We start from the raw sequence: 6,951 nt of genomic DNA on the forward strand, positions 1-6,951 counted from the left end.
GAGCACAGCGAGGGTTTATATACCGTGCCGGGACCAACCCCGGCATGACCTGATCGTCGGCGCGCGAGCGGTCGAGACGGGTGCGTGGCCGTCCCTCGCGCGAAACCGGTTGTGCCACCTGTTCGCCCGTACAGTTGCTACACTACGTCGCCGCGAACCGTCGTTCCCTCCTGTCGCCGACGGTAGGATTCGACGGCCTGTGCCGCTTCTTCCGTCTCCTCTTCGTCCATGCCGAGCATCTCCAGTGCGGCCGGGAGCGTCGGGAAGGCGAACTCCCCCTCCCGTAGCTTGCGAAACGCTTCGTCGCTCCGTTGCCCATCCACCCAGAGACAGACGCCTCGAGGGTCGAGGATTTGTTCGTAGGCCTCTCGCGCCATCGCGCCGCGCAAGCGTTGGGTAACGTTGTCCTCGAAACTGGAATTGCAGACTTCGAGGTGAACCGGTTCGTCGTCCGGAAGCAAGTGAGCCGCGAGACACTTCTCCGGGGCGGTGTAGCCGTTTTCGCTCGCTCGAATCAGTTCGGGATGTTCGTCGGCCCACTCCGCACGAACCGTCTTTCCGATTCCCTTCACGCCGTGCGATTCGACGAACTCAGTCTCGCGGTCGGCGTCGTCGCCGCGGAGGAGGATGTCCTTGGTCACGTACACGTCGAGTCTGTCGATGGGGGCGAGTCCGAGGGACACGTCGCCGTACACCCAAATCTCGCGGACGGGAACCGGCATGGTGTCGTTCTCGACCGTTTCGACGATCTCCTCGACGCGTTCGATTGCCGCGCTTCGCTCCATCGGTGCTTGATTCGGGGTTGTCGTGGATAAGTGCGATGGAACGACGAAGGTTCGGTGACGGCCGTTTGGTTTCCGTTTCCATAGTTCTCACCTCTCCTCACATCTCTCTTCTCCATTGTCTCGTTCGCACACCGCCCGACACTCCTTTCGCCGTCGCTGCCGAACCGTCCGATATGGTCGAAGCGATTACTCCGGAGGAATTAGCGGACAAACAGGACGCCGACGAGGAGTTCGTCCTCCTCGATACGCGACCGGAAGAGAGCTTCGAGTCGTGGCACATCCAGGGGGCCGTGAACTTCCCCTTCGGCCCGGACGAATCGCTTTCGGAGGACGGTGCGTCGGCCGTCGAGTCGATGCTCGACGGAAACGACGAAATCCTCACCGTCTGTGCGAAAGGGATTTCTTCGGCCCATTTCGTCGACGAACTCGAAAAGCACGGCTTCGAGGACGTGAAGGTCGTCGAAGGCGGCATGGAGGAGTGGAGTCAGGTGTACGAACACGTCCCGATAGAGACGGACGGTGACGCGGAAATCGTCCAGATACAGCGGCGCGCGAAGGGTTGTCTCGGCTACCTCGTCGGAAGTGACGGCGAGGCGGCGGCCATCGACGTGAGCCGCCACATCGACGAGTTCCGCGACGCGGCCGCTGCTCGCGGCTACGACATCACGCACGTCTTCGATACGCACATCCACGCCGACCACATCTCTGGTGGCCGACGGCTCGCCGACGAGCTCGGCGTTCCGTACCATCTCGGCGAGCGCGCTCGGAAACGCGGCGTCGAATACGAGTACGACGCTCTCGGACGGAACGATGTGGTTCGCGTCGGCGATACGGACATCAAAGCCGTTTACACGCCGGGGCACACCTCCGAAATCACCAGCTATCTCGTGAACGACGAAGCCGTCCTCACGGGAGATACCCTGTTCGTGGATTCCATCGGACGCACCGAACTGGAGTTCGGCGAGGAGGGGGCCGGAAAAGGGGCAGAAATGCAGTACGACTCCCTGCACAAAGTGCTGATGAGCGAGCCGGACAGCGTCGTCGTCTTGCCGGGCCACGTCACCGTCACGGAGGACGGACGCTTCGCACACGGTAGTCCGGGACAGCCGATTCAGGCGACGGTCGGTGACCTACGGCGTGAACTCGACGTACTCCAGTTGCCCGAAGACGAGTTCGTCGCTCGACTGACCGAAACCGTCCCGGAGAAGCCGCCGAACTACGAAACCGTCATCGCCATCAATCGCGGACTGGACGAACCCGACGACGAGGGGGAAGCAACCGAACTCGAATTGGGGCCGAACCGTTGTTCCGCACCGTAGCCGAATCGCCCGTCCGCTATCGGAACGCGTAGGTTTCGTCGGCCGTCGCGTACACGCGGTCGCCGTCGACCGCGACCGACTCGACCACACCGCCGGTTTCGAATCGCCGCTGTTCGGTGCCGTCCGCCGCCGAGAGCGCGTACACTCGACGGTCGCTGGCACCGACGTAGACCGTTTCGTCCTCGACAACCGGTTCACAGAGCGACCCGAACGGGAGGAATTTCGGGTGGAACGTCCAGTCAACCGTTCCTTCGTCGAGCGAAACCAACCACTCGCGGCTGTCGGTTCCGGTGCTCGTAACGGCTGTCGTCACGGCGTAGAGACCGTCATCCGCGACGAGACTCGTCACTTGGTTGCCGTCGTCGAGCGTCGCGTTCCACAGTTCCGTTCCGTCGAAACCGTAGGCGACGACCTCGTTTTGGTCGGTCCCGGTGTACACCGCGTCGCCGACGGCGATGGTTTGAACGCCGCTCCCGGCCGACCACTGTCGTTCATCGAAATCGAGCGCTACGACGCGGCCGTCCACGACCGCGAACGCCGTTTTTCCTTCGGCGGACAGCGCTTCGACCGTCCCGAGTCCGGCACAATCCCCGTCGTTCGTCCAGCGGTGCGTGCCAGTGGTCGGGTCGAGCGCCGTTACCCAGCCGTCGCCAGCGACGACGACGGAGTCGTCCGTGACCACTGGTTCGGTCGTGATTTTCCCGTCACAGTCGAAACGCCACCGTTCCGTTCCGTCCGGCGTGTAGGCGACGACGGCCGACCAGTCCGTTCCGTAGACCATTCCGTTCGCCGTGACGGGGGTTTCGTCGGCTTCCCCACGCCACCGCTTCGACCCTGTTTCGGCGTCGAGCGCGGAGAAGTGGCCGCGGCCGTTCGAAACGTAGACGTTTTCGTCGACCGCGAGCGACCCGATTTGGTTCGCTCGCCAGTCGAGCCACGTCGGATCGGCGACGGCGTAGAGAAATCCCTCTCGACCGGTGACGTAGATGGCGTCGTCGATGGCCGGTGGAAGCGACGAATTGCTGAGATTTCGAATCGGGACCCACCACCGTTGGTCGCCCGATTGCAGGTCGAGTGCGACGAGGCCGTCCTCGTCGTCGGCGATGGGAACGTAGGTCGTTTCGTCCGCGATGACGGGCGTTCCCGCGGAGCCTCCGGTTCCTTCGACCGTCCAGCGAATCGCTCCGTCGTCAGCGGCCAGCGCCCAAATCCGTGCCCGAGAGCCGTCCGTGACGACAACGGCGTCGTCGGTGACGGCGGGCGACTGGCTCAAACGCGCCGAGTCGCCGAGGTCGGTCTTCCATTTCGCCCGTCCGTCGTCGGCCGAGAGCGCGAACGCCCGTTCTCCACACACGTAGACGGTATCGTTCGCAACGGTCGGTGCGTGGTCGATGATCCCATCGACGCTCGCTTGCCACCGTGGCGTGCCGTCCTCCGCGCGGAGGGCGTACACCGCGTCCTTGTCGGCGAAGTACGCGACACCGCCGACGACCGCCGGAGGTACGTGTTCGGCGCTCGGCGTTTCGCCGTCCTTGCCCGTCGGGAGGCGAACGTGCCAGCGTTCCGTCCCCGTCGCGGCATCGACCGCCCAGCACGACCCTTGGCCGTTCACGTCGCTGGTTTTGAAGAATAGGGTTCCGTCGGCGGCGGTTACGGGGGACGACTCCGCGATTCCGACGTCGAATCGCCAGCGTTCGCTGCCGTCTGCGGCCGAGAGCGCAACGAGGTCAGTCCCGGCGGCGTACACGGTGTCGCCGACGACGCTCGGAGCGTAGTCCAACCCTCTGATTCGTGCCGTCCATCGCGTCTCTCGGGTGTCCGTGTCGAACGCCGTTATCTCGCCGGAAACGTCGCTGACGTAGACGATACCGTCCGCGACGGTCGGCGAGTGGAGCGGACGGTCGCTCACCTGTTCGCTCCACTCTATCCACGCATCCGGGCCTGGGTCGGTCCCGTCCGGGGTGGTGCCCGTGTTTCCGGCGTCGTGCTGAAACGACGCCCACGCTCGATTCGTGGTCGTTCCCGTCTCGGACGTCACGCTCCCCACGAATCCGGTCGCCCCGATAGCAACACCGCTCAGTGTGAGAAAACTCCGCCGCGTCTCGTCGAAGGGCTTACCCATGAACTGCATGCCGCCGCCTCGTCGCATTATTATTCAGGGGTTAAATCGGCTGCAATCGACTCCTGTTGCCCGAAACTATCGTCGTACGACGGCAACTTATCAGTTCTCAGGGGTGAGATACGACGGGTGGTGTCTGATATCTTCCGTCCGCAATGGTCGATTCTCTCGACCGACCGATACCCTATGTCGGAGTTCGCTTCCGACCCGCTCCTGTGGCGTTGACTAACCGTTTTGATTCGCACTCACTTGCTTGTTTTGCCCTCCGGTTTCGTGACCGTCACATCGCCGCGACCGCATTTGCTATCGCACCATCCGATTTATACCGGAGCGAAACCGTGAAACGGCCCGCGACGCAACCGACACGTAATGGACTGCGATAAGTGCGACCGGGAGGCCGTCATGCACGCGGCTTATTCGGGGCTGCATCTCTGCGACGACCACTTCTGTCGGTCGGTCGAGAAGCGACTTCGACGCCGAATCCGCGACGATAACCTGTTGCCCGCGTCGGCGACGCCGGACGACCCGCAAGTCTGGCTCATCGGCCTTTCGGGCGGGAAAGATAGCGTCGTGCTCACGAAAATCCTCCACGACACGTTCGCGGACGACCCGCGGATCGAACTCGTCGCGCTGACGATTCACGAGGGTATCGAGGGCTATCGAGACAAGAGTCTGGACGCCTGCCTCGAACTCACCGACGACCTCGACATCCGACACGAGGTCGTCAGCTACGAGGAGGAGTTCGACCTGCGCATGGACGACGTGGTGGGAAAGGACCCCGAGAACATGGCCGCCTGTGCGTACTGCGGCGTCTTCCGCCGCGACCTGCTCTCGAAGTACGCGGAGGAGTACGGCGCGGACAAACTCCTCACCGGGCACAATCTGGACGACGAGGCGGAAACGGCGCTGATGAACTTCCTCGAAGGCGACGTCGCTCAAGTGGCGAAACACTTCGACGCGAGTCTGGCCGGGTTCGACGAGCGGTCCGACCAAGACGAGTTCGTCCCCCGGGCGAAACCCCTTCGCGACGTTCCCGAAAAGGAGGTCGCGCTGTACGCGCACCTCGAAGACCTTCCCGCACACATCACGGAGTGTCCCCACTCCAGCGAGGCCTATCGCGCCGAGATTCAGCAGTTGATGCTGTCGCTGGAGGAAAATCACCCCGGAACGCGTCACTCCATCATGGCCGGGTACGAGGAGCTCGCCAAGCTCGCGGCCGACGAGTTCGGTGCCGGTGACGGCAAACGAGAACTCAACGAGTGCGAACGCTGTGGCGCGGCGACGACGCGAGACGTGTGTCGGAAGTGCTCGCTCGTGGACGCGATTCACGCGGCGTAGGGCGGAGGGCGTAAAGCGGAGGGCGGAGGCGTAGTTCGGTTCGCACGAATCACGACAGCGAAGAAGACTTATTACTCGCTGATTCGACACGGCAGGCATGCCCTCCCGACGACGGTTTCTCGCCCTCGGCGCGACGGCCGCGCTCGCCGGTTGTGCGACGACGGCCGACGACCCCCCGAAAGCGGGCGCGGACGAATCGCCCGACCCCGAAGAACACATCGACGGCGCGAACGGCGAGTGGTCGAGTTTCGGCTGTAACGCCAGCAACACGCGCACCGTCGCGGACGGGAACGCCCCCGTCGATGGCGTCACCGAGCGCTGGCGCGTCGATGCTCCACAACTGTTGTTTCACGCCCCGGTGGCGTCCGACGGACGGGTGTTCCTCCCGGTTCCGAACCGGCTCGAAGCGTACGACGCACGGGACGGGTCGATGCTGTGGGCCACCGACGAGGACCAAGCCGAAACCGCGCCGCTCGTCCGCGACGGGACGGTGTACGTCGGGGCGAGCAATCGGCTTCGCGCGCTCGACGCGAAAACCGGGACGACGAAATGGGAACGGACGTTCGACGCCGACGGAACCGTGGCGGCACCATCGGCGTACGGCGGGGACCGGCTGTACGTTCCGGTCGGCGAGATGGTGTATCGCGTCGATTCGAAAACGGGCGAGACCGATTGGTCTCGCCGCCTGTTCGGCACCCTCCTCGGCTCGTCGCCGTGTGGTTCTCGGGGGGTCACGCTGGCGACCGAGGCCGGAAAGATATACGTGCTCGGACCAGACGGAACCGGGTGGGGCGAGTGGGGCCTCCCCTCGCAACCCCAAGCGCCGCCGACCATCGACACCGACGGCATCTACGTCAACTGCCTCGACGGGAAGACCTACGGCATCAGAACCGAGACCGAACCGCGGTTGGACATCGATTGGAGCGTCGAAACCGGGTGGGCGAACGGCGGACTCGCGGTGAAAGCAAACCTCTACGCCGCCGGGACGAAAGGGCTACACGCCATCGACCCGGCAACCGGCGAGCAACTGTGGACAGAAGACACGGGCGACTGGCGTCGGACCGCTCCGGCCCTCGTCCGCGATACGCTCTTCGTCGGCGGGGAGAAACTGTTCGCCTTCGACCCCACGCCGTCGTCCGGGTTGCTCTCGGGAGACGGACCGGCGCGACGGTTCGAGAAGTCGTTTTACGGTCCCGTCAGGTTCGGTCCCGTGCTGAACGACGGCGCGCTCTACGTCGTCGCACAAACCGGCGAAGAGACGTACCAGTTGGTCGCGCTGGAGTGAGGCAGGGATACGAAAAAACGAAAGACGAGAACGAAAGACGAGAGCGGAAGACGAGAGCGGAAGACGAGAGCGGAAGACGAGAGCGGAAGACGAGAGCGGAAGACG

The 6,951-nt window shown here is 64.0% G+C and carries 5 protein-coding genes; 3 read left to right on the forward strand and 2 right to left on the reverse strand.

Translation table 11 applies throughout. The features are described from left to right. Positions 1-137: 137 nt before the first annotated feature. Positions 138-785 (reverse strand): hypothetical protein, encoded by a 648-nt coding sequence (locus tag OPC11_RS17240; protein ID WP_264782742.1) that lies wholly within the window; start codon positions 783-785, stop codon positions 138-140. Positions 786-958: 173 nt separating this feature from the next. Between OPC11_RS17240 and OPC11_RS17245 the strand changes: the two genes are divergently transcribed. Then, positions 959-2,104: a rhodanese-like domain-containing protein gene (locus OPC11_RS17245; RefSeq protein WP_007982482.1), complete on the forward strand. Its 1,146-nt coding sequence runs from the start codon at positions 959-961 to the stop codon at positions 2,102-2,104. 16 nt (positions 2,105-2,120) lie between these two features. Here OPC11_RS17245 and OPC11_RS17250 read toward each other — a convergent pair whose 3' ends face one another. Then, on the reverse strand, positions 2,121-4,253 hold the full coding sequence (locus OPC11_RS17250) for a PQQ-binding-like beta-propeller repeat protein (RefSeq protein WP_264782743.1): 2,133 nt from the start codon (positions 4,251-4,253) through the stop codon (positions 2,121-2,123). Between the two features lie 339 nt (positions 4,254-4,592). Between OPC11_RS17250 and OPC11_RS17255 the strand changes: the two genes are divergently transcribed. After that, positions 4,593-5,561: a TIGR00269 family protein gene (locus OPC11_RS17255; protein ID WP_069450027.1), complete on the forward strand. Its 969-nt coding sequence runs from the start codon at positions 4,593-4,595 to the stop codon at positions 5,559-5,561. A 97-nt stretch (positions 5,562-5,658) separates the two neighbouring features. After that, positions 5,659-6,846 carry a PQQ-like beta-propeller repeat protein gene (locus OPC11_RS17260; RefSeq protein ID WP_264782744.1) on the forward strand — a complete coding sequence of 396 codons (1,188 nt, stop codon included), beginning with the start codon at positions 5,659-5,661 and terminating at the stop codon, positions 6,844-6,846. Positions 6,847-6,951 lie beyond the last annotated feature (105 nt).

The sequence above is a fragment of the Haladaptatus sp. T7 genome (assembly GCF_026008575.1).
Taxonomy (GTDB): Archaea; Halobacteriota; Halobacteria; order Halobacteriales; family Haladaptataceae; genus Haladaptatus; species Haladaptatus paucihalophilus.